The organism is Bradyrhizobium sp. Ce-3, assembly GCF_022835695.1.
Lineage (GTDB): Bacteria > Pseudomonadota > Alphaproteobacteria > Rhizobiales > Xanthobacteraceae > Bradyrhizobium.
Genome location: NZ_BQUV01000002.1, coordinates 729,427 through 751,731, shown reverse-complemented (window position 1 = coordinate 751,731; position 22,305 = coordinate 729,427). Strand labels below are relative to the sequence as shown.

General features: G+C 64.2%; 20 protein-coding genes. 9 read left to right on the top strand and 11 right to left on the bottom strand.

What is annotated here, in order from left to right; all coding sequences use genetic code 11:
- Position 1 precedes the first annotated feature (1 nt).
- The 4 genes from uvrA to BRSPCE3_RS09940 all read right to left on the bottom strand — a co-directional run bounded on the left by uvrA (position 2) and on the right by BRSPCE3_RS09940 (position 5,967).
- Positions 2-2,980, bottom strand: coding sequence for an excinuclease ABC subunit UvrA (gene uvrA / locus BRSPCE3_RS09955; RefSeq protein WP_244065608.1), 2,979 nt, complete (start codon positions 2,978-2,980; stop codon positions 2-4).
- A gap of 348 nt (positions 2,981-3,328) precedes the next feature.
- Positions 3,329-3,958 carry an outer membrane protein gene (locus BRSPCE3_RS09950; protein WP_375709886.1) on the bottom strand — a complete coding sequence of 210 codons (630 nt, stop codon included), beginning with the start codon at positions 3,956-3,958 and terminating at the stop codon, positions 3,329-3,331.
- Positions 3,959-4,221: 263 nt separating this feature from the next.
- Positions 4,222-4,977, bottom strand: a complete 756-nt coding sequence (locus tag BRSPCE3_RS09945; protein WP_244065607.1) for an outer membrane protein — start codon at positions 4,975-4,977, stop codon at positions 4,222-4,224.
- Positions 4,978-5,223: 246 nt separating this feature from the next.
- Complete coding sequence (locus tag BRSPCE3_RS09940; RefSeq protein WP_244065606.1) at positions 5,224-5,967, bottom strand: outer membrane protein; 744 nt, start codon at positions 5,965-5,967, stop codon at positions 5,224-5,226.
- 201 nt (positions 5,968-6,168) lie between these two features.
- On the opposite strand from BRSPCE3_RS09940, the gene BRSPCE3_RS09935 reads away from it, so the two are divergent.
- The 4 genes from BRSPCE3_RS09935 (at position 6,169) to gyrA (ending at position 10,506) form a co-directional block, all read left to right on the top strand.
- A complete protein-coding gene (locus BRSPCE3_RS09935; RefSeq protein WP_244065605.1) occupies positions 6,169-6,354 on the top strand; it encodes a hypothetical protein in 186 nt (61 codons plus the stop codon).
- Positions 6,355-6,417: 63 nt separating this feature from the next.
- Positions 6,418-6,912 carry a single-stranded DNA-binding protein gene (locus BRSPCE3_RS09930; protein ID WP_097672149.1) on the top strand — a complete coding sequence of 165 codons (495 nt, stop codon included), beginning with the start codon at positions 6,418-6,420 and terminating at the stop codon, positions 6,910-6,912.
- Between the two features lie 252 nt (positions 6,913-7,164).
- Entirely contained in the window at positions 7,165-7,563 is a 399-nt protein-coding gene (locus BRSPCE3_RS09925; RefSeq protein ID WP_244065604.1) for a DUF2306 domain-containing protein, read from the top strand.
- 213 nt (positions 7,564-7,776) lie between these two features.
- Positions 7,777-10,506, top strand: coding sequence for a DNA gyrase subunit A (gyrA, locus tag BRSPCE3_RS09920; RefSeq protein WP_244065603.1), 2,730 nt, complete (start codon positions 7,777-7,779; stop codon positions 10,504-10,506).
- A 108-nt stretch (positions 10,507-10,614) separates the two neighbouring features.
- On the opposite strand, the gene BRSPCE3_RS36145 is transcribed toward gyrA, so the two are convergent.
- From BRSPCE3_RS36145 to BRSPCE3_RS09905, 4 genes are all read right to left on the bottom strand, one after another.
- On the bottom strand, positions 10,615-10,923 hold the full coding sequence (locus BRSPCE3_RS36145; RefSeq protein ID WP_375709885.1) for a phosphotransferase: 309 nt from the start codon (positions 10,921-10,923) through the stop codon (positions 10,615-10,617).
- Positions 10,914-11,585: a phosphotransferase family protein gene (locus BRSPCE3_RS36140; protein WP_375709884.1), complete on the bottom strand. Its 672-nt coding sequence runs from the start codon at positions 11,583-11,585 to the stop codon at positions 10,914-10,916. The genes BRSPCE3_RS36145 and BRSPCE3_RS36140 overlap by 10 nt, the downstream gene beginning before the upstream one ends.
- A 114-nt stretch (positions 11,586-11,699) precedes the next feature.
- Complete coding sequence (locus BRSPCE3_RS09910) at positions 11,700-13,553, bottom strand: potassium transporter Kup (protein WP_244065840.1); 1,854 nt, start codon at positions 13,551-13,553, stop codon at positions 11,700-11,702.
- A 323-nt stretch (positions 13,554-13,876) separates the two neighbouring features.
- Positions 13,877-14,134: a hypothetical protein gene (locus tag BRSPCE3_RS09905; protein WP_244065602.1), complete on the bottom strand. Its 258-nt coding sequence runs from the start codon at positions 14,132-14,134 to the stop codon at positions 13,877-13,879.
- Between the two features lie 268 nt (positions 14,135-14,402).
- On the opposite strand from BRSPCE3_RS09905, the gene coaD reads away from it, so the two are divergent.
- The 5 genes from coaD (at position 14,403) to queA (ending at position 17,546) form a co-directional block, all read left to right on the top strand.
- The gene (gene coaD, locus BRSPCE3_RS09900) at positions 14,403-14,900 is read left to right on the top strand and encodes a pantetheine-phosphate adenylyltransferase (RefSeq protein ID WP_244065601.1); all 498 of its coding nucleotides are present in this window, start codon (positions 14,403-14,405) and stop codon (positions 14,898-14,900) included.
- Positions 14,901-14,945: 45 nt separating this feature from the next.
- Positions 14,946-15,509: a peptidylprolyl isomerase gene (locus BRSPCE3_RS09895; RefSeq protein WP_244065600.1), complete on the top strand. Its 564-nt coding sequence runs from the start codon at positions 14,946-14,948 to the stop codon at positions 15,507-15,509.
- 6 nt (positions 15,510-15,515) lie between these two features.
- Positions 15,516-15,953, top strand: a complete 438-nt coding sequence (locus BRSPCE3_RS09890; protein ID WP_244065599.1) for a TonB C-terminal domain-containing protein — start codon at positions 15,516-15,518, stop codon at positions 15,951-15,953.
- Complete coding sequence (locus BRSPCE3_RS09885) at positions 15,929-16,393, top strand: peptidylprolyl isomerase (protein WP_244065598.1); 465 nt, start codon at positions 15,929-15,931, stop codon at positions 16,391-16,393. The genes BRSPCE3_RS09890 and BRSPCE3_RS09885 overlap by 25 nt, the downstream gene beginning before the upstream one ends.
- A 70-nt stretch (positions 16,394-16,463) precedes the next feature.
- Positions 16,464-17,546 carry a tRNA preQ1(34) S-adenosylmethionine ribosyltransferase-isomerase QueA gene (gene queA, locus BRSPCE3_RS09880; RefSeq protein WP_244065597.1) on the top strand — a complete coding sequence of 361 codons (1,083 nt, stop codon included), beginning with the start codon at positions 16,464-16,466 and terminating at the stop codon, positions 17,544-17,546.
- An 87-nt stretch (positions 17,547-17,633) separates the two neighbouring features.
- On the opposite strand, the gene BRSPCE3_RS09875 is transcribed toward queA, so the two are convergent.
- From BRSPCE3_RS09875 to BRSPCE3_RS09865, 3 genes are all read right to left on the bottom strand, one after another.
- The gene (locus tag BRSPCE3_RS09875) at positions 17,634-18,977 is read right to left on the bottom strand and encodes a calcium-binding protein (protein ID WP_244065596.1); all 1,344 of its coding nucleotides are present in this window, start codon (positions 18,975-18,977) and stop codon (positions 17,634-17,636) included.
- Between the two features lie 354 nt (positions 18,978-19,331).
- Positions 19,332-20,693, bottom strand: a complete 1,362-nt coding sequence (locus tag BRSPCE3_RS09870; protein WP_244065595.1) for a calcium-binding protein — start codon at positions 20,691-20,693, stop codon at positions 19,332-19,334.
- 371 nt (positions 20,694-21,064) lie between these two features.
- The gene (locus tag BRSPCE3_RS09865; RefSeq protein WP_244065594.1) at positions 21,065-22,102 is read right to left on the bottom strand and encodes an aspartate-semialdehyde dehydrogenase; all 1,038 of its coding nucleotides are present in this window, start codon (positions 22,100-22,102) and stop codon (positions 21,065-21,067) included.
- Positions 22,103-22,305: the final 203 nt, after the last annotated feature.

Sequence of the window (22,305 nt, the reverse complement as noted above, 5' to 3'; positions counted from 1 at the left end):
CTCACTCCGCCGCCTCGCTCGCGGTGCCACTCTTCCGCGGCTTGCTGTTCGCCTTCTTCAGCACCGGGGCCAAAAACTTGCCGGTGTAGCTGCGCGGGGCCTTGACGATGTCTTCGGGCGGGCCCCAGGCGACGATCTCGCCGCCGCCGTCGCCGCCTTCGGGGCCGAGGTCGATCACCCAGTCGGCGGTCTTGATGACCTCGAGATTGTGCTCGATCACCACCACCGTGTTGCCCTGGGCGACCAGCTCGTGCAGCACCTCGAGCAGTTTGGCCACGTCGTGGAAGTGCAGGCCAGTGGTCGGCTCGTCCAGGATGTAGAGCGTGCGGCCGGTGGCGCGCTTTGACAATTCCTTGGCGAGCTTGACGCGCTGGGCTTCGCCGCCCGACAGCGTCGTCGCCTGCTGGCCGACATGGATGTAGTCGAGCCCGACCCGGTGCAGGGTCTGGAAGGTCTCGCGCACGCGCGGCACCGCCTTGAAGAACTCGGCGGCTTCCTCGACCGTCATGTCGAGCACGTCGGCGATGCTCTTGCCCTTGAACAGCACCTCCAGCGTCTCGCGGTTGTAGCGCTTGCCCTTGCAGGTGTCGCAGGTGACGTAGACGTCGGGCAGGAAGTGCATCTCGATCTTGATGACGCCGTCGCCCTGGCAGGCCTCGCAGCGGCCGCCCTTGACGTTGAAGGAGAACCGCCCGGGCTCGTAGCCGCGCGCCTTGGCCTCCGGCAGGCCGGCGAACCATTCGCGGATCGGCGTGAACGCGCCGGTATAGGTCGCGGGGTTGGAGCGCGGCGTGCGGCCGATCGGCGACTGGTCGATGTCGATGATCTTGTCGATGTGCTCGAGGCCCTCGATGCGGTCGTGCGGGGCCGCGCCTTCGCTGGCGTTGTTCAGCTTGCGGGCGATCGACTTGTAGAGCGTGTCGATCAGCAAGGTCGACTTGCCGCCGCCGGAGACGCCGGTGACGCAGGTGAACAGGCCGAGCGGAATCTCGGCCGAGACGTTCTTCAGATTGTTGCCGCGGGCGTTGATCACCTTGATGGTGCGCCGGTGGTTCGGCGGGCGACGATCCGGCACCGGGACCGAAAGCTCACCGGTGAGATACTTGCCGGTCAGCGATTTCGGGTTGCGCATGATCTGGTCGGGCGTGCCTTCGGCGACGATGTGGCCGCCATGCATGCCGGCGCCGGGACCGATATCGAGCACGTAGTCGGCCAAGCGGATCGCGTCCTCGTCATGCTCCACCACGACCACGGTATTGCCGAGGTCGCGGAGTCGCTTCAGCGTGTCGAGCAGGCGCGCATTGTCGCGCTGGTGCAGGCCGATGGAGGGCTCGTCCAGCACGTAGAGCACGCCGGTCAGGCCCGAGCCGATCTGCGAGGCGAGGCGGATGCGCTGGCTCTCGCCGCCGGACAGCGTGCCGGAGGAGCGCGACAGTGTCAGGTAGTTGAGGCCGACGTCGAGCAGGAAGGTCAGGCGCTCGCGGATCTCCTTCAGGATGCGCGCGGCGATCTCGTTCTGCTGCGCGTTCAGCGCCTCCGGCACCGTCTCGAACCATTCGCCGGCGCGCTTCACCGAGAGCTCGGAGATCTCGCCGATATGCTTAGCCCCGATCTTGACGCACAGCGCCTCGGGCTTCAGCCGGTAGCCGTTGCAGCCGGCGCAGGGCACGTCGGAGAAATACTTGCCGAGCTCCTCGCGCGCCCACTCGCTCTCGGTCTCGCGGTAGCGCCGGTTGATGTTGGTGATGACGCCCTCGAACGGCTTCTTGGTGTCGTAGGAGCGGACGCCGTCCTCATAGGAGAACTTGATCTCGTCGTCGCCGGAGCCGTGCAGCAGCGCGTTCTGCACCTTCTTCGGCAGGTCCTTCCACTTGGTGTTGAGCGTGAACTTGTAGTGCTTGCCGAGCGCGGTCAGGGTCTGGATGTAGTAAGGCGAGGACGATTTCGCCCAGGGCGCGATCGCGCCCTTGCCGAGCGTCAGCTCCTTGTCGGGGATGACGAGGTCCTCGTCGATATGCTGCTCGACGCCGAGGCCGCCGCAGGCCGGGCAGGCGCCGTAGGGATTGTTGAACGAGAACAGGCGCGGCTCGATCTCGGGGATCGTGAATCCGGACACCGGGCAGGCGAACTTTTCCGAGAACAGGATGCGCTCGGGTCCGCTCTTGTCATGGATCTTCGCGGTCTTCTTCTTGTCGTCGGCTGCGGCCGCCGCGGGCGCGTCGGCATATTCGATCACGGCGAGGCCCTCGGCGAGCTTCAGCGCGGTCTCGAAACTCTCGGCGAGGCGCTGCGCGAGGTCGGGCCGCACCACGATGCGGTCGACCACGACGTCGATGTCGTGCGGGAATTTCTTGTCGAGGCTAGGGGCCTCGGACAGCTCGTAGAACGTGCCGTCGATCTTGACGCGCTGAAAACCCTTCTTGAGGTATTCGGCGAGCTCCTTCTTGTACTCGCCCTTGCGGCCGCGCACGACCGGTGCCAGCAGATAGAGCCGGGTGCCCTCGGGGAGCGCCAGCACGCGGTCGACCATCTGCGAGACGATCTGGCTCTCGATCGGCAGCCCGGTGGCCGGCGAATAGGGCACGCCGACGCGGGCCCACAACAGGCGCATGTAGTCGTAGATCTCGGTGACGGTGCCGACGGTGGAGCGCGGGTTCTTCGATGTGGTCTTCTGCTCGATCGAGATCGCCGGCGACAGGCCGTCGATCTGGTCGACGTCCGGCTTCTGCATCATCTCGAGGAACTGCCGCGCATAGGCCGACAGCGATTCGACGTAGCGGCGCTGGCCTTCGGCATAGATGGTGTCGAATGCGAGCGAGGATTTGCCGGAGCCGGACAGGCCGGTGAACACCACGAGCTTGTCGCGCGGAATCTCGACGTCGATGTTCTTCAGATTGTGTTCGCGCGCGCCGCGGATCGTGATGGCACGCGACGAGGAGCCCGCGTTGTGTTGGCGCTTCGCCTTGAGCACTTCATCCATAGCGACAATTCCGGGCGCATGAGCGGGCGCCTTTTGGGCGCGCATCGCCGGTCAAGCCGGGACCTTGCGCCGATGGGTGTGAAGACTGGAACGTAGGAAGAACGGCCGACAATTTCCAGTGCTGAATGACGTCCATCAACGGATAGTTTGCTTGTTGGCAGCAGGCGTCAGCAGGGCCGGGCTCCGGCAGAGCCTTTCCCGTTCCGATGGGATCAGAATGGGGCTCTGGATTCTGGTTTGACGCGTTTTCTTTACGCGAACCGGGATCCACTTCGCTCGAAAAAGCTCTGACGCAAAAAAGGCCGGCGCGAGGCCGGCCTTTCCGAGACCCTGGGGTCTGTTTTTCGCTTAGTACTTGGCGACGATCGGGCCGCCGAAGTGATAGTTCACGCCGAACTGCACGGTGTGCAGGTTGATGTCGGCGGAGGGAACGCCGAAGTAGGTCTCGCCGCCGAGGCTGCGATACAGGTACTCGCCCTTGATCGACCACTGCGGCGCGATGAACGCCTCGATGCCGGCGCCGACCGTCCAGCCGGAGTGGAAGTTGCTCTGCGAGACGCTCACGCCGCCCGCGCTGAGGGTGAGCTTGTTGTCGGCCCAGGCGTAGCCGCCGGTGCCGTAGAACAGCACCTTGTCGACGGCGAAGCCGAGGCGGCCGCGGACCGTGCCGAGCGAGTCGATCTTGCTCGTCGCGGTGATGCCGAAAGCGGTAGCCGACGCATTGACGTCAGCCCAGGCTCCGTCAGCCTCGAGGCCGTACACGATGTTGCCGGCCTGCCAGTTGTAGCCGATGGTGCCGCCGCCGAAGCCGCCTTCCATCTTCGGGTTGCCGGAGTCCTCGCTGGCATAGCCACCGAAGCCGCCGATGTAGAAGCCGGTCCAGTTGTAGATCGCGACCGGCGGCGGAGCCTTCACGTAGGGGGCGCGAGCCGCCATATCGGCGGCCATGGCCGGTGCAAAAGCGCTGAGGGCAAACATGCCGGCCGACGCCAGCAAAACATTCCTGATTTTCAAAGTCCCAGTCCCATTTTCTGTCCCTTCGAACCTCTGAAGGGAGCGTCACGGCATTGTTGCGCGACGATCATGTGTTTCTACATAGAAATCCCGGAAGTTGTGTAACCGGGAAACCACAATGCACGGAAAAGGTCCGGTGAGCCGCGTAGGCGCGCAACAAGAAAGCCGGCGCGAGGCCGGCTCTTGTTTTCGATGCGAACGCGCACGCCGTGCGAGCGGCGGCCGGCTCAGTATTTCGCCGACACGACGGGGCTTGCCGCGTTGAAGTGGTAATTGATGCCGAGCTTGACGGTGTGGAAGGTGTCCCGCCACTCCGAGCGATCGTTGATGGCCGGCGTGTACTGGATCGGCGCGACCTTGCCGAGATCGATGTAGTTGTACTCGAGCTTGGCCGACCAGTTCGCGGCGAACATGTATTCGACGCCGGCGCCGGCGGTCCAGCCCCAGCGCGTATCGCTGGCCGAGACCGATGGCGGCGCGAGGCCTGCGCTGTAGCGATGCAGGATATCGCCGACCGCGGCACCGCCATTGACGAACCACAATGTCGGACCGTCGGCGTAACCGAGCCGGCCCTTGATGTCGCCGAAGCTGCGCAGCTCGGTGTAGTAGGTGTCGAGCACGTCAGGCGGCCCGACATTGATCACGCCCGAACGGCCGGCGACGGAGGCCCAGTGGTAGTCGCCTTCGATGCCGAACACCACGGGGCCGGCCTGGACATTGTAGCCGATCACGCCGCCGATGAAGCCGCCGCTGGTGTTGTAGCTTTGCGTGCCGATGAACGCCGCGTCGTTCGGTGCGCCGAGATAGGTCTCGTCGCTGGTGCCCCAGCCGCCGCCGCCCTGGGCGCCCAGATAGAAGCCGTTCCAGCTGGTGACGGGCGCGACAACCGGCGCCGGCCTGGGGGCCTGTGCGGCGAGGTCAGCCGCCGATACGGACGAAACGCTGAGCGCGGCGAGGCCGGCGGCACAAAGAAGCTGTTTCATGGATCCATCCCGCTTCGATTCGATCACTGCGGGACAGGCTACCATTGCAGGTTGCACATCGGGCGTAGCGCCCGCGCAACACTGATAACATTTTGATTTTATTACGTATTTTACGATTTATTAAGATTTAACCATGTTTGATTCGCGGGGCCGTGCGGCACCGTGGTCCGGCCTGTCGCGGGGCCGGCAAACAAAAAGGCCGGCGCAAGGCCGGCCTTTCGTCTGGATCACATCTGCGTCGCGCGATCAGTAGCGCGCAACGACCGGGCCACCCCACTTGTAGTTCACGCGGACGGTGACGAGGTCGACGTCCTGGCGGTCGCGAACGCTGCTGAACAGCACGCCGGTCGGGGTGGTGAGGTTGTAGGTCTTGTCCTGCATGAACAGGTGGTCGTACTCGATACCGGCGGTCCAGTTCGGCGCGAAGCCGAATTCGATGCCGGCGCCGATCGTGCCGCCCCAGCGGGTGTCGCTCGCGCTGGCGGCGAGGGTGCCGGTCGGCGTGAAGTAGGTGTTGAAGCGGTTGTCGGTCAGCGCCGCACCGCCCTTGGCGTAGAGCAGCACGTTGTTGACGGCGTAGCCGATCTGGCCGGTGAACAGGCCGAAGGCGTCGATCTTGGTCTGGTTGTTGAAGATGCCCGGGAAGATCGCGCTGTTGTTGCTGCCCTTCAGGTCAGCCCAGTCGCCCTGCGCTTCGAGGCCGAACACCCAGGTGCCCGACTGCCAGCGATAGCCGATCTGGCCGCCGGCGACGCCGCCGGTCGCATCATGGCAACCATCCGATCCGATGAAGATGCCGCCCGGGACCTGATCCCAGCAATTGTGGCTCGAGCCCCAGCCGCCGTTGGCGCCGATGTAGAAGCCGCTCCAGTCGTAGACGGCGGCGATCATCGGCGGCGCCTTGGTGTAGGGGCGCGCAGCGAGGTCGGCGGCCGCGGCCGGTGCGGCAAACGCAATCAGAGCAACCGTAGCCAGCAAAAGCTTCTTCATCATCAATCTCCCAGCTCCCCGATCGGCTTCCAAAATTGTCCCGAAGCACGATCTCAGACGCGAGCGCCCGCGCCATGGTTGACAGCTATACGCCGATTCAACCGGAAACGCCGTCTCCCAAAAGCCACACTCGCGGAAGAAGTGCGGCTATTGCAAGGCATTGATTTGATTTGAAATTTTCTGGGGTTCTTGAGCCGGACGATGGCCGCGCCCGAAATCCGCCGGCGCTCGATCGCGATCAAGCGCTGCTACGGCTGGTTGTGGCGAACAAAACTGGAACATTGCCGGCCGCAATGCTATATCTCGAATATCGTGGATAACCGCGCGGTGGCAAAGGCGGCGAGCCGGCGCCGGCGTATAGGGTCTTCCACGACGCCTGCAAAGTAAGTGGCGAAGGTTGAGAGCGGCGGCCGATGTCCGGACGCCCGGTTTTTGAGTGGAGATGATGCGATGGCAGGAAGCGTGAACAAGGTGATCCTGGTTGGAAACCTCGGCAAGGATCCGGAAATCCGGCGGACGCAGGACGGCCGTCCGATCGCGAACCTTTCCATCGCCACCTCGGAAACCTGGCGCGACAAGGGCACCGGCGAGCGCAAGGAAAAGACCGAGTGGCACCGCGTCGTGATCTTCAACGAGGGCCTGTGCAAGGTCGCCGAGCAGTACCTGAAGAAGGGCGCCAAGGTGTACATCGAGGGTCAGCTGCAGACCCGCAAATGGACCGACCAGAGCGGCGTCGAGAAGTACTCGACCGAGGTCGTGCTGCAGGGCTTCAACTCCAACCTCACCATGCTCGACGGTCGGGGCGGCGGAGGCGGCAGCTTCGCCGATGATGGCGGCGGCAGCGATTTCGGCTCGTCCGGTCCGGTCAGCTCGGCGCCGCGCCGTGCGGTCGCCGCCGGCGGCGGCAGCCGCAACAGCGACATGGACGACGACATCCCGTTCTGAGCGAGCTTCGCGCTTTCCGGCATTCAGGCGCCGTTCCGTGAAGATCCATTTCGCGGTGCGGCGCGATGATGCGCGGGCATCCCATCCTGCTGTGGATTATCAGGATAAGCTTCTATCCATCTGCTTGTATTTCACTATCGATGAATGCGCGGCGCCGGTTCCCCAGACTTTGACACAGACCAATGTGAATGGTATTTACATTGGCCCGCGGCGGCGATGTCTGGCCGTGAGCTTCACTCGAGGGCTGCCATCATGAGCCTCGCGCCATTGCTCGACGCTGCGCCAGCGATTCCGCTGCACGCCTTCGCGGCAATGGCCGCCTTCGTGCTCGGCTCCATCCAGCTCGCCGCGCCCAAGGGCACGCTGCCGCACCGGACGCTGGGCTGGATCTGGGTGATCCTGATGCTGGTGGTCGCCGGGAGCTCGTTCTGGATCCATCAGATCAAGCTGGTGGGCCCGTGGAGCCCGATCCATCTGCTGTCGATCTTCTCGCTGATCATGCTGGTGCTCGGCGTGACCGCGGCGCGGAGCCACAATGTCCGCCGCCACAAGTTTACGATGATCGGCATCTTCTTCGGCGCGCTGGTCATTGCCGGGCTGTTCACCTTCATGCCCGGCCGGATCATGCATGCGGTGATTTTCGGCCAGTAAAGGCGCGATTGCAGGCGCCGCGAGGGCCGGTTCCAGCTGGTCTCCGCAGCCCGGCAAGCGCTCCCCGGAGCGGGCCCGTCACAAGGCTGCAATGTCGCCAGTAAGTCCATGAAAAAACGAAGGGAAAAACGGCTTGCCGGAGCCGCGCAAGGGTGGTTATCAGACCCCCGATGGGCTATATGATTCCCCAGTAAAACTGACCGGATTTCCCCTTTGTCCGAACCTGAAGACGACAAGCCCGGCGAGCCGCCGGTGCCCTCAGATATTCGTCCCGTTTCCATCCTCGACGAGATGAAGAAGTCCTACCTCGATTACGCGATGAGCGTGATCGTGTCGCGTGCGCTGCCCGATGCGCGCGACGGGCTCAAGCCGGTGCACCGGCGCATCCTCTATTCGATGCACGAGCAGGGACACACCCCGGACAAGAAATACGTGAAGTCCGCGCGCGTCGTCGGCGACGTGATCGGTAAATATCACCCACATGGCGACCAGTCGATTTACGACGCGATGGTCCGCATGGCGCAGGATTTCTCGCTGCGCGTGCCCCTGATCGACGGCCAGGGCAATTTCGGTTCGGTCGACGGCGATCCGCCGGCGGCCTATCGATATACGGAAGCGCGGCTGACCAAGGCGGCGCTCGCCGTGCTGGCCGACATCGACATGGAAACCGTCGATTTCCAGCCGAACTACGACAACTCCGAGAAAGAGCCGACGGTTCTGCCGGCTCGGTTCCCGAACCTGCTGGTCAACGGCGCCGGCGGCATCGCGGTCGGCATGGCGACCAATATCCCGCCGCACAATCTCGGCGAGGTCGTCGACGCCTGCGTGGCGCTGATCGACAATCCGGCGCTGACCATCGACGAACTGATCGACATCATCCCCGGGCCGGATTTCCCGACCGGCGGCGTCATCCTGGGCCGCCAGGGCATCCGCTCGGCCTACCATCTCGGCCGCGGCTCGATCGTGATGCGCGGCAAGGTGACGATCGAGACGATCAGGAAGGATCGCGAAGCGATCGTCATCACCGAGATTCCCTATCAGGTGAACAAGGCGACGATGGTCGAGCGCATCGCCGATCTCGTCAAAGAGAAGAAGATCGAAGGCATCGGCGACCTGCGCGACGAGTCCGATCGTGACGGCTATCGCGTCGTCATCGAGCTGAAGCGCGAAGCGGTGCCCGACGTGGTGCTCAACCAGCTCTACCGGTTCACGCCGCTGCAGACCAACTTCCCGGCCAATATGCTGGCGCTGGATTCCGGCCGTCCGCAGACCATGAATCTGAAGGACCTGCTCACCATCTTCGTCGCGTTCCGCGAGCAGGTGGTGACCCGGCGGACCAAGTTCCTGCTCGGCAAGGCCCGTGATCGCGCCCACATCCTGGTCGGCCTTGCGATCGCAGTCGCCAACATCGATGAGATGATCCGCGTCATCCGCACCTCGCCGGATCCGAACACCGCGCGCGAATCCCTGATGTCGCGCGACTGGCCGGCGCGCGACGTCGAGGCGATGATCACGCTGATCGACGATCCCCGGCATCGCATCAACGAGGACGGCACGCTGCGGCTGTCGATGGAGCAGGCGAGGGCCATTCTCGATCTCCGGCTGCAGCGCCTGACCGCACTCGGGCGCGACGAGATTTCCGAGGAGCTCGACAAGCTCGCGGCCGAGATCGCCGACTATCTCGACATCCTGCGCTCGCGTGCCCGCGTGCAGGGTATCGTCAAGACCGAGCTCGCCGAGGTGAAGCAGCAGTTCGCCACGGCGCGCAAGACCGTGATCATCGAGCAGGAGGGCGAGGTCGAGGATGAGGACCTGATCCAGCGCGAGGATATGGTCGTCACCGTGTCGCACGCCGGCTACGTCAAGCGCGTGCCGTTGTCGACCTACCGGGCGCAGCGCCGCGGCGGCAAGGGCCGCGCCGGCATGCAGACCCGCGACGAGGATTTCGTCTCGCGGCTGTTCGTGGCCTCCACGCACACCCCGGTGCTGTTCTTCTCGTCGCGCGGCCAGGTCTACAAGGAGAAGGTCTGGCGGCTGCCGATGGCAGCTCCCAACGCGCGCGGCAAGGCGCTGATCAACATCCTGCCGCTGGAGCAGGGCGAGCGCATCACCACGATCATGCCGCTGCCGGAGGATGAATCCTCCTGGAGCAATCTCGACGTGATGTTCGCGACCACCAGCGGCACCGTTCGCCGCAACAAGCTGTCCGATTTCGTCGACGTCCGCCGTTCCGGCATCATCGCCATGAAGCTCGGGGAAGGCGAGGCGATCGTCGACGTGCAGATCTGCACCGAGCGCGACGACGTGCTGCTCACCGCCGCCGGCGGGCAGTGCATCCGCTTCCCGGTCACCGACGTGCGCGTCTTCACCGGCCGCACCTCGATGGGCGTGCGCGGCATTGCGCTCGCCGAGGCCGACAAGCTGATCTCGCTGGCGATCCTGCGCCATGTCGAGACCACGTCGGACGAGCGCTCGGCCTACCTGAAGATGCGCCGCGCAGTGGCCGGCGAGGCGACCGTCGAGGAACCCACGGATGCCGAGGGCGAGGAGACGGCGAACGACACGATCCAGCTCTCGCAGGAGCGCTACGCCGAGCTGTCCGCCGCCGAGCAGGTGGTGCTGACCGTCTCGGTCAACGGCTTCGGCAAGCGGACATCGTCCTACGAGTACCGCACCACCGGCCGCGGCGGTAAGGGCATCGTCGCGATGAGCGTCAACAACCGCAACGGCAATCTGGTGGCCTCGTTCCCGGTCGAGGACGCCGACCAGATCATGCTGGTCACCGACAAGGGCCAGCTGATCCGCTGCCCGGTGGCCGACATCCGCGTCGCCGGCCGCTCGACCCAGGGCGTGATCGTGTTCGACACCGCCGAGGACGAGCACGTGGTCTCGGTCGAGCACATTCCGGAAGAGGAAAACGGCGAGAACGGCAACGGCGGCTAGCGCCGCCGTTGCGATTTGATTTCCCGTAGCCCGGATGAAGCGAAGCGAAATCCGGGATTCTCGCGGTGCGGTGTCACTTGCCCCGGATTGCGCTTTGCTTCATCCGGGCTACGCAAGGGTATTCGCGGCGCTCTCCAGCTCCCTGGTGATCGGAGACAGCGCGTCCATCTTCCCGATCTGGGCAAACCAGCACCACAGCTCAAGCGTGGCGGCCAACCGGTAGAGCGCCATCGTGGCCTCCCGGTCGGGGCGGTCGAGCGCGCCGTAACCGGCGAGCAGGCCGGCGCGGCGCGCGGCATCCTTCGGCGTGAAATAGTAGAGCGCCTTGGCGATATCCATCAGCGGATCGCCGGCGGTGGCATTCTCGAAATCGACGATGCCGCAGAGTTGCGGCGTGCCGTCCGGCGTCACCAGCACATTGCCGGCATGGAGATCGTAGTGGCAGAGGCGGGGCGCCTCGGCGGCGTCGAGCAGGTGGCGCGGGCGGCGATGCCGGCCCGGAGCCGCTCGGCCAGTGCGGCGTCGCCGCCGCGTGAACAGAACTCAGTCAGCTTCCGCTCGAACTGCGCGGACATGTAGGCGCGGTCGGTTGGGTGCGGCGTCCAGACCCCGTTCGGGCCGATATAGCCAAAACTGTCGAGCGGGACGTCGTTGATCCTGCGCAGCGCCGCGCCGATCTCGGCGAAGATCGCAAGCTGCTCCTGCTCGCTGAGCTCCGGATCGCGCCGGCTGAGCTCGACGCCGTCGAGCTTGCGCATCAGCACGAAGCTGAGATCGATCACCGAGTTTGTGTCGTCGGCGAGCAGAATGCGCGGGACGGGGATATCGACGTCGCGCAGCAGCCCGAGGACATGGACCTCCTTCGCCATCTTCCAATGCAGCTCTGCGGGGTAGACCTTGAGGATGCAGTTCGGCGCGTCGACCAGCGCGATCTCGAGGATCGTGCTGATCTCGCCGCCGCGCAGCTCGATGACGTCGCGCACCCGTGCGCCCGCCGCGGCGCGGCTGACGATCGCTTGCGCCTGGTCGATCGAGATCGCCAGCCGCGGCTTCAGCTGAAGGGGCGGATCGTCTGACATTCCCGGAGATCACCTGTAGCCCGGATGCAGCGAAGCGAAATCCGGGGAGGTCTCACCGCGGATAGTCTGTCCGGGATTACGCTTCGCTGCATCCGGGCTACGTGGGTCGCTCGATCAAATCTCGATCTCGGTGCCGAACTCCACGACCTGGCCGGTCGGCACGCCGAAGAACGCCGCCGACCGCTCGGCGTTGCGTTGCAGGAAGGCGAACAGCGATTCCCGCCACACCCACATGCCCGGAACGTCCTCGCGCGGGATGATGGTCTCGCGGCCGATGTAATAGGTCACGTCGGAAAGGTCGATGCCGGGCAGCTTGCCCTGCCGGCAGGCGAGCTGCAGCCCATCATAGATCGTCGGGTACTGCATGAAGCCGTAGTGCAGGATGATCCGCGTGATACCCGGGCTGATCTCGATCACGTCGACGCGTTCCTCGTCGAGAATCCGCGGCCGCTCCTCGATCTGCACGGTGACCAGCAGCACGCGCTGGTGCAGCACGTGGTTGTGCTTGACGAACTGGGTCAGCGCGAGCGGCACGCCATTGGGGGCCGAGGCGAGGAACACCGCCGTGCCCGGCAGCCGCGCGCTGCACTTGTTGACCGCGGTCTCGATCAGGTCCTCTTCCGGCTGGCGCAGCTTGGCGCGTGCCTTTTCCACCAGCTTCACGCCGCTGCGCCAGGTCAGCATCAGGAATGCCACCGCAGCGGCAAGCAACAGCGGGAACCAGCCGCCCTCGAACAGCTTTTCGGTGTTCGCCGCGAAGAAGATCGCGTCGATGACGAAGAAGAAGCCGTTCACTGCGATCACGAGGATCGGCGAATAGCCCCACTGGATCGCGACCAGCGCCGCAAGCAGCGTGGTGATCGCCATCAGCAGCGACACCGCGATGCCGTAGGCGCCGGCGAGTGCATCGGAGGTGCCGAAGGCGAGCACGGCGCCGAGGGTGCCTGCCGCGAGCAGCCAGTTCACCAGCGGCACGTAGATCTGGCCGATCGCGTCACTCGTGGTGTGCTGGATATGCATGCGCGGCAGGAAGCCGAGCTGGATCGACTGCTGGGTCAGCGAGAACACGCCGGAGATGATGGCTTGCGAGGCGATCACGGTGGCGATTGTCGCGAGCAGGACCAGCGGGTAATGCGCCCAATCCGGCGAGAGCTGGAAGAACGGGTTGTCGACCGCGGTCGGGTCGGTGATCAACAGCGCGGCCTGGCCGAAATAGTTCAGCACCAGCGCCGGCAGGCAGACGGCGAACCAGGCAAGCCGGATCGGAAAGCGGCCGAAATGCCCCATGTCGGCGTACATCGCCTCACCGCCGGTGACCGCCAGGAAGGCGGCGCCGAGGATGGCGAAGCTGACGTGGAAGTCCTGATGGATCAGAAAATTGAATGCATAGAACGGGCTCAGCGCAACCAGCACGCCGGGCGCCTTGACGATGCCGTGAATGCCGAGCGCCGCGAGCACGGCGAACCAGAACAGCATGACGGGGCCGAAGATCTTGCCGATGAATCCGGTGCCCTGTTTCTGCATCATGAACAGGCCGATCAGGATGACGACGGTGAGCGGCACCACCGCCGGCGCCAGCGAAGGGGCGTCGACCTTGAGGCCCTCGATCGCCGACAGCACCGAGATCGCCGGCGTGATGGCGCCGTCGCCATAGAGCAGGGCGGCACCGATCAGGCCGACCACGAGAAGATGGGCGCGCCAGGTGCCGGGCGCCGCGTTGCGTGCCGAGAGCAATGCCAGCAGGGCGACGATGCCGCCTTCGCCGCGGTTGTCCGCGCGCAGGATCAGCATCGCGTATTTGACCGAGATGATGAGGATCAGCGCCCACAGGATCAGCGAGACCACGCCGAGCACTGCGCTTTCGGTGAGCGGACCGCCATGGGTGGCGGCCTTGGCGGCTTCCTTCAGGGCATAGAGGGGGCTGGTGCCGATGTCGCCATAGACGACACCCAGGGCGCCGAGCGTCACCGCGACCGGGATCGGACTGCTCGGAGGGTGGCCGGAGGACACGATGGCGGGCGTACTGGTCACGGCAATCCCCCGATGGCTTGCGCCCGACGGATCATCCGGCCGGGCGCCTTAGACGATAGTCTGCGACGGGACGTCGCAAATTACCATTGGGATTTGTGTGACGTACCGAGCTTACACCGAGCTGACGGGCCGGTTTCCGGTCCGATCGCACTGGCGCGGCAGGGCGATCGCTTCGGGTTGCCTCGATGGGCAACGCCCATCCAGGTCGGGATTCGTGGTCTGCACCTGGACCAGTGCCAGCCTCACCTACGGGTCCTCACCTACGGGGTGCGATCGGCGGTGACGAGGCGAGCTTCACGAACCACGGTCTTGTTGCCGGCGCTGCGCAGGCAGGAGGCCTCGAAATTCGGCCAGGCCTGCTGCGAGCAGTTCGCGCCGACAGGGTGGATGTCGAGACGGTCGGCCTTGGCCAGCGGCTGCGGGGTGGAGGCTTCGACCTGCGGCGCAAAGCCCGGCAGCACGGTGAGCGCGGCGGCAATGAACGCGGCAACAGCGATAGCGGAAAGTGCCTTGATCATGACGGTCCCCATATGATCGGGCCCGCCCGGGCCCGTCGTTTCGTTGTCCAATGTCTACCGGCCGCAAGTTTCCTGGTGTCTTCGCCAGGGCCAAAAATGGTTTCATCGCGGGCCGGTTTTGTTTCGTCCGCCAGCGGCCGACGAAACATTCACCCACGTAGACGCTGGCATCCCAGGACTCGTTCACTGGACCAGGGGGAATTTATTTCGCGCGGTCGAGGGAACCCGGGCGGCTTGCCGGGGAGAGCCGGGCGGGTTAGGAGGGACCATGTCCCGTATCGCGCTCTATCCCGGCTCCTTCGATCCCGTCACCAACGGCCATCTGGACGTGGTGAGACAGGCGGTCTTCCTCTGCGACCGCCTGATCGTCGCCATCGGCGTCCACCCCGGCAAGAAGCCGCTGTTCTCCACCGAGGAACGGCTGGCCATGGTCCACGAGGTGTTCGACCCGATCGCCCAGAAAGCGGGCTGCGCCTTCGAGGCCTCGACCTATGACAACCTCACGGTCGCGGCGGCGCGCGCGGCCAAGGCCACGCTGATGATTCGCGGTCTGCGCGACGGCACCGATCTCGACTACGAGATGCAGCTCGCCGGCATGAACGAGGCGATGGCGCCCGAGGTGCATACCGTGTTCGTTCCGGCGTCGGTCGCGGTCCGCCCGATCACCGCCACACTGGTGCGCCAAATCGCCCAGATGGGCGGCGACTTCTCTGCATTCGTGCCGTCATCAGTCGCCGCTAGCCTGAAGGCCAAGTTCGCCGGCTGATCCCGGCCGCCCGTCACATCCCGAACGTCAAGATCCGGAGTTTCCATGATCCGCATTCTCGCATTCGTTGCCGCGCTGCTCTGCGTCATGCCCGCGGTCGCGCAGCCGCTGCCCGCCGGTCTCGACAAGGCCAATGCGATCGTGATCGACACCACCAAGGGCCGCATCGTCATCAAGCTGCGGACCGACATCGCACCCCAGCATGCCGAGCGCATCAAGCAGCTGGCGCGCGAGGGCTTCTACAACAACGTGCCGTTCCATCGCGTGATGGACGGCTTCATGGCGCAGACCGGCGACGGCCAGAACTTCAACGGCACCGGCGGCTCGAAATATCCGAACCTGAAGCAGGAGTTCTCGCAGGTCCCGTTCAAGCGCGGCATCGTCGGCATGGCTCGGCGCGGCGACAGCGTCGACAGCGCCAATTCGCAGTTCTTCATCATGTTCGCCGACGGATCGAGCCTGAACGGCCAGTACACCGTGATCGGCGAGGTGGTGTCGGGCATGGACGTGGTCGACAAGCTGAAGAAGGCGTCTGCGGGCTCGCCGGGCGGCGCCGTCACCGATCCCGACAAGATGGTGAAGGTGCAGGTCGCATCCGACATCAAGTGATCCGCGATGGCGGCGCGCAGCAGACCACTCGCCTGGTTCGCCGCGCCGCTGATCGGCCTCGCGCTGACCGGATCGGCGCAGGCCGAGCCGGAGCAACTCAATACGATCAGGGACGTTGTTCTTGCCATCCACCGCTGCTGGCGGCCGCCGCCGGCGGACAAGGCCGGCCCGATCGACATCACCGTCATCGTCAGCTTCAACCGCGAGGGCGCGATCCTCGGACATCCCAGGATCAGCTATGAATCGCAGGAGGCGACCGACAATGACCGGATCGCATACCGGGTCGCGGTGATGGAGACGTTGCAACGCTGCACGCCGTTGCCATTTACTGAGAGCCTGGGCGGCGCAGTGGCTGGCCGCCCATTCGCGATCCCGTTCAGGAATAAGAAGTATCCACCCCGAAGCCAGGAGAAGCGAGCATGGCTGCTACCGAAAATACTCTGATCCTCGAAACCACCCAGGGCCCGGTCACGATCGAGATGCGCCCGGATCTCGCGCCCGGCCATGTCGCGCGGATCAAGGAGCTGGTGCGCGAAGGCTTCTACGACGGCATCGTGTTCCACCGCGTGATCGACGGTTTCATGGCGCAGACCGGCTGCCCGCAGGGCACCGGCATGGGCGGCTCCGGCAAGAAGCTGAAGGCCGAGTTCAACAAGGAGCCGCATGTCCGCGGCACCGCCTCGATGGCCCGCGCCGCCAACCCGGATTCCGGCGACAGCCAGTTCTTCATCTGCTTCGACGACGCCTCCTTCCTCAACGGCCAGTACACGGTCTGGGGCAAGGTCACCGAGGGCATGGAGAACGTCGACAAGATCAAGCGCGGCGAGCCGGTGAAGGATCCGGACAAGATCGTCAAGGCGCACATGGCCGTCGACGCGGCGTAAGCTACTGCCGTCATTCCGGGGACACGCCTGGTGTGGCCCCGGAATGACAACGTGAAGTAACGATCGCGCCATGCGCACCGATCTCTTCGATTTCGAACTACCGCCCGAGAGCATCGCGCTTCGCCCCGCGAGCCCGCGCGATTCCGCGCGGATGCTGGTCGTGCATCCGGACGGCGTGCTGCGCGATGCGACGATTGCCGATCTGCCGCACTGGCTGGAGCCGGGCGACCAGATCGTCGTCAACGACACCAAGGTGATCGCGGCCCAGCTGAAGGGGCGGCGGATCGGGCGCGAGACCGAGCCGAAGATCGAGGCGACGCTGATCAAGCGGCTCGACGGCTCGCGCTGGCAGGCGCTGGTCAAGCCGGCGAAGAAGCTTGCGCCGGGCGACACCATCCGCTTCGGCAACGAAGGCAAGGTCTGCCTGCTCGGCAACCTCGACGCGGAGGTCGAGGCCAAGGGCCAGGAGGGCGAGGTGACGCTGTCATTCTCGTTTCATGGTCCGGTGCTCGACCAGGCCATCGCCGATGTCGGCGCCACGCCGCTGCCGCCTTACATCGCCTCCAAGCGCACGCCCGACGAGAAGGACGTCAGCGACTACCAGACCATGTTCGCCGCCAATGAAGGCGCGGTCGCAGCACCGACGGCCGGGCTGCATTTTACGCCGGCGCTGGAGGCCACGCTGAAGGGCCGCGGCGTCGCGCTGCACCGGCTGACGCTACATGTCGGGGCGGGGACGTTCCTCCCGGTGAAGGTGGACGAAACCTCGGAACACAAGATGCACGCCGAATGGGGCTGCATTACCGCCAAGACCGCGGCGGCGTTGAACGCAGCGCGCGCAAGGGGCGGCCGGATCGTCGCGATCGGCACCACCTCGATGCGGCTGCTCGAAAGCGCCGCCAATGCCGACGGCACCATCCAGCCGTTTGCGGCCGAAACCTCGATCTTCATCACGCCGGGCTATCGCTTCCGCGCCGTCGATATCCTGCTGACGAACTTCCATCTGCCGCGCTCGACGCTGTTCATGCTGGTCTCGGCCTTCTCCGGCCTTGAGACCATGCAGCGCGCCTACGCTCACGCGATCAAGGACGGCTACCGGTTCTATTCGTACGGCGACGCGTGCCTGCTGTTTCGCGGGAAGTCAGGCCAATAAAGTTGCAGGATGGGCATCGTCTGCCCATCACTGCTGTGGTGTCCTGGAGCGGAAGAGCCCGACCGATGGCTCAGCCCCTTCGGCGGCTCAGGTAAACGTGAACATGCTCGCATCGAGCTGCGCGGGGGCCACGCCGATCAGCCAGGCTGCGTTGCCGGCCGCGTCGGTAATGATGGTCGTGTTGATGCCCGCCGAGTAGAACGAGGCGGCCTGGACATCCGCGAATGAGTGCAGCGACGTTCCGGCAAAATTCAGCAGGTCTTTGGCGCCACCCGTATTGAAGTCCTCGATCACCATGGTCTCGGATGCGGCATCGGTGATCACGAACGTATCCGAGCCGCCGCTGCCCCAGACATAGTCGACACCGCCGCCACCGTTGATGACGTCGTTGCCGAAGCCCATCAGGAAGACATCGACGCCGCTTCCGCCGGTGACCGTATCTCCGGCGTTGGAGCCGTAGACATAGTTCTGGCCCGATCCGCCGTAGATGACGTTGCCGTCGGTCTCGCCCGAGGAGATGAAGATATTCAGACCGGATCCGCCATACATGGTGTCGACGCCGGCACCGCCATAGAAGTAGTTGGTGCCTTGTCCGCCGTAGAGATAATCCGCGCCGTCGCCACCAAACATCACGTTGACGTCGCTGGCAGAGGTGCCTCCCGAGCCGATCAGAATGTCGTTGCCCGATCCGCCAAACAGATAGTTGAAGCCGGCGCCGCCATAGATGGAATCATTGCCGTCTTCCCCGAGCAGGACGTCGAGGCCGGTGCCGCCAACCAGCAGATCGTTGCCCGCGCCGGCGTAGATGTAGTTGTTTCCGTTGCCGCTGTAGCCGGTGTCGTTGCCGTTGCCCAACACGAGCACGTCGTTACCCACGCCGCCGCTGACCAGGTCGTTGCCATCGCCGCCGTAGAGCAGGTTGTTTCCGGTGCCGCCGTCGACGATGTCGTCGCCGCCGCCGCCGTCCATGGTGTCGTTGCCGGCTCCGCCCGAGAGAGTGTCGCCCAGGGTAGAACCGGTAATGTTGTCGTCACCCGAGAAAAACAGAGATAGCAGCGCGTCGTTTGGAATATGAACGGTCGTCGCGTATGGCTCCGCTTGCGTCGGGCTGATAGTGTACCAAGAGCTGAAGTCGACCGCGACTGATGTATTCGATATATCAAAATCTACCGCACCGTTGTGCGATGTCTGCATCGATGTGACAGTGCCAGATGCTGCGGCAAAGTAGACGCCATAATTGTTAACATCCGTGTAGGTGAAGCCGCTTCCGGACACAAAAGCTGCGTATTGAGTACCCACGTTCGCCCAAACGAATCCTCCACCGGTTTGGTTCAAAAAACCCGCAACATAGTCGTTTTGGTTCGCGGGTACGAAGACGGAGAACAGGGTCGCGAAGTTGATGGCTTGGTTGGCGGCGGTAAACGTCGTCATCGTGAACACCCCGATGCAATGCTCTTTTGGGAAAGGAACTCGAATCTCGTCCGAGTCCAGGAGAGCTGAGTTTGAATACCAGTCGACTGACTGTCAATTTGCAGTCTAGTTTCGGTTTTGTCACAACCTTACATTTCTCAACCAGCGCACGAAAAGCGATCGCGCACGCAGCGGTTGAAGCTGGTCAGGTCTGCGGAGACAGCGCGGGCGATACGTGGCTTGCCAGCCAGGGCATTGGGTCGCCCGGGCTGGATCGCTGCATCAAAGGCCGTTCAGATCGTGGTATCCGGCAACACGCAACTGCCCTTCAAAAGCCGCTTGCGCTCGCCGTGCGTCCGCCGATGAGTCCACGGCCTACGTAAACGTGAACATGCTCGCATCGAGTTGCGAGGGAGCGACGCCGATCAGCCAGGCCGCATTGCCGGCCGCGTCGGTGACGATCGTCGTGTTGATGCCCGGCGAGTAGAACGAGACTGCCTGCACGTCAGCAAACGAATGCAGTGACGTGCCAGCAAAATTCAGAACGTCGTTGACGCCACCCGCATTGAAGTCCTCGATCACCATGACCTCGGGAGCCGCATCGGTGATCGCGAAAATGTCCGAGCCGCCGCCGCCCCAGGCATAGTCGACGCCGCCGCCGCCGTTGATAACGTCGGCCCCGGAGCCCATCAGGAAGACATCGACGCCGCTGCCGCCCGTGACCGTATCTCCGCCGTCGGAGCCGTAGACATAGTTCTGGCCCGAACCGCCGTAGATGACGTTGCCGTCGGTCTCGCCCGAGGAGACGAAGATATTCAGGCCCGATCCGCCATACATGGTGTCGACGCCGGCGCCGCCGTAGAAGTAATTGGTGCCAGCCCCACCGTAGAGATAATCCGCGCCATCGCCGCCGAACATGACGTTGACGTCGCTCGCACCGGAGCCTCCTGCGCCGACCAGAACGTCGTTGCCGGATCCACCGAATAGATAGTTGAAGCCTGCGCCGCCGTAGATGGAATCATTGCCATCTTCCCCGAGCAAGACGTCGAGCCCGCTTCCGCCAACCAGCACATCGTCGCCGGCACCGGCGTAGATGTAGTTATTGCCATTTCCGGCGTAGCCCGTGTCATTGCCGTTTCCGAGGACAAGCACGTCGTTGCCTGATCCTCCACTGACCAAGTCGTTGCCATCGCCTCCGTAAAGAAGATTGTTTCCGGCCCCGCCGTCGATGGAGTCGTTTCCGCTCCCGCCGTCGATACTGTCGTTTCCGCTGCCGCCGAGAATGACGTCATTGCCAGCGCCGCCTGAGAGCGAGTCATTGAGGGTAGACCCCGTGATCTGGTCATTGCCTGCAAAGAAGGCATCGATCAGCGCGGGGCCAGGAATATGAACGGATCCACCCGTCGGTATTCCTAGCGAGTTTGTGGTGATCGTGTACCAAGTGGTGAAGTCGATTGCGACCGAAGTATTCGTTACGGTGAAATCGGTCACTCCGTTGTGGACCACTGTGAGCCCGGTAACGGTCCCTGACGCGGGGATCTGGGCGAGTACGTAGTTCGTATAGCTGAAACCGCTTCCGCTCACCGTGATCGTGTAGCCAGTATCTGTCGTGTAAGTGAAGCCGGATGCGCTTTCGTTCGTAAACGCACCGATTAGATCGAGCACATTCGTCTCGAGGAACACGGCAAACAGGGTTGGGAAGCTGACGGCTTCGGTATTGGCCACAAATGTCGTCATCCTGAAACCTCCGAAACAATGCCTTGTCCGCGAATGAGGCTTCTTAAAATATCCGGTCCAATTAACGACAGTTCAGTTGGGATGGGCCGACCGAACGTCGGGCAGGACAAAGCCAGCAGCAGGCAGGCAATTCACCGGCGAAAAATTTAGCAGCGCCCGCACGCCGCAAGTGTGAAGCAGGTAACACCGGCCGGTCGTACGCAAGCCCATTCGAGCAAGCTCGCCTGGTGGAGTCAATTGAAGTTGGTGTGACGGTCGCCTATCCGTGTCGGCTGTTCGAAGGGCGGGGCGGCCCGCATCGGCCGGGATCAATCCCGGCCGGCGTCAACGATGTAGTTCTGGTGGGGGCAGGCCCCGCATTCCAGCTTCCGTTACGCCATCGCGCGTTCGGGCAAGAGCTCGGCGATCTGCACCGCGTTGAGTGCGGCGCCCTTGAGCAGTTGATCGGCCGCGACGAACATCGAGATCGAGTGGCCTGAGGGGTCGCTGAGGTCCTTGCGGATGCGGCCGACCAGCACGTCGTCCTGGCCGGAGGCGTCGATCGGCATCGGGAAGTAGTTCTTGACGCGATCGTCGACGATCTTGACGCCCGGCGCCTGCGCCATGATCGCGCGCACCTGGTCCTCGGTGATCGGCTTCTCGCATTCGAAGGTGATCGCCTCGCAATGCGCGCGCAGCACCGGCACCCGCACGCAGGTGACGCCGACCGCGATCTTCTCGTCCTCGAAGATCTTGTGGGTCTCCTTGATGACCTTGGTCTCTTCGTCGTTGTAACCGGTCTCCGGATCGATCGCCGTGTTGTGGTTGAACAGGTTGAAGGCGTAGGGGTGCGGCATCACCTTCGGGGTAAAGACCTGTCCGTTGAGATTGGCGCGGGTGGATTCGACGAGCTCCTCCATCGCGGCGGCTCCCGCGCCGCTCGCGGCCTGGTAGGTCGAGATGATGACGCGCTTGATGCGGTTCTTCTGGTGGATCGGCCACAGCGGCACCAGTGCGGTGATGGCGGCGCAGTTCGGGTTGGCGATGATGCCCTTGTGATCGCGGATGCGGTTGGCGTTGATCTCGGGGATCACCAGCGGCACGTTCGGGTCCATCCGGAACGCCGAGGAATTGTCGACCACGACGGCGCCGGACTTCACGGCAAGCGGCGCGAACTTCTTCGAGATGCCGCTGCCGGCCGAGAACAGCGCGATGTCGACGCCCTCGAAGGCGCGCTCGGTCAGCTCCTCGATCACCACCGGCTTGCCGCGGAAGCTGACGGTCTTGCCGGCCGAGCGGGCGCTCGCCAGCGCCTTCAGCTTGCCGACGCGGAAGCCGCGCTTGTCCATGGTGGCGATGAATTCAGCGCCGACAGCGCCGGTGACGCCGACAATCGCGACGACGGGATCGTTACTCACTTTGTCCTCCATTCGAATTTGAGCATGACGCAGGCAACAAAAAAGCCCCGGACCTTCATCAGGCGGGGCTTCGGGTAGAGATGATGCTGTACGACCGACTACGCGCGCACGCCTCCCGAGGCCCCAGAGGGCTTGGTGGTTTTGCTGGTGCGTTTGGTCGCGGTGATCATGGTGCGGACTTATGCGACAGAGATCGGCGTCCGTCAACGGCTTTT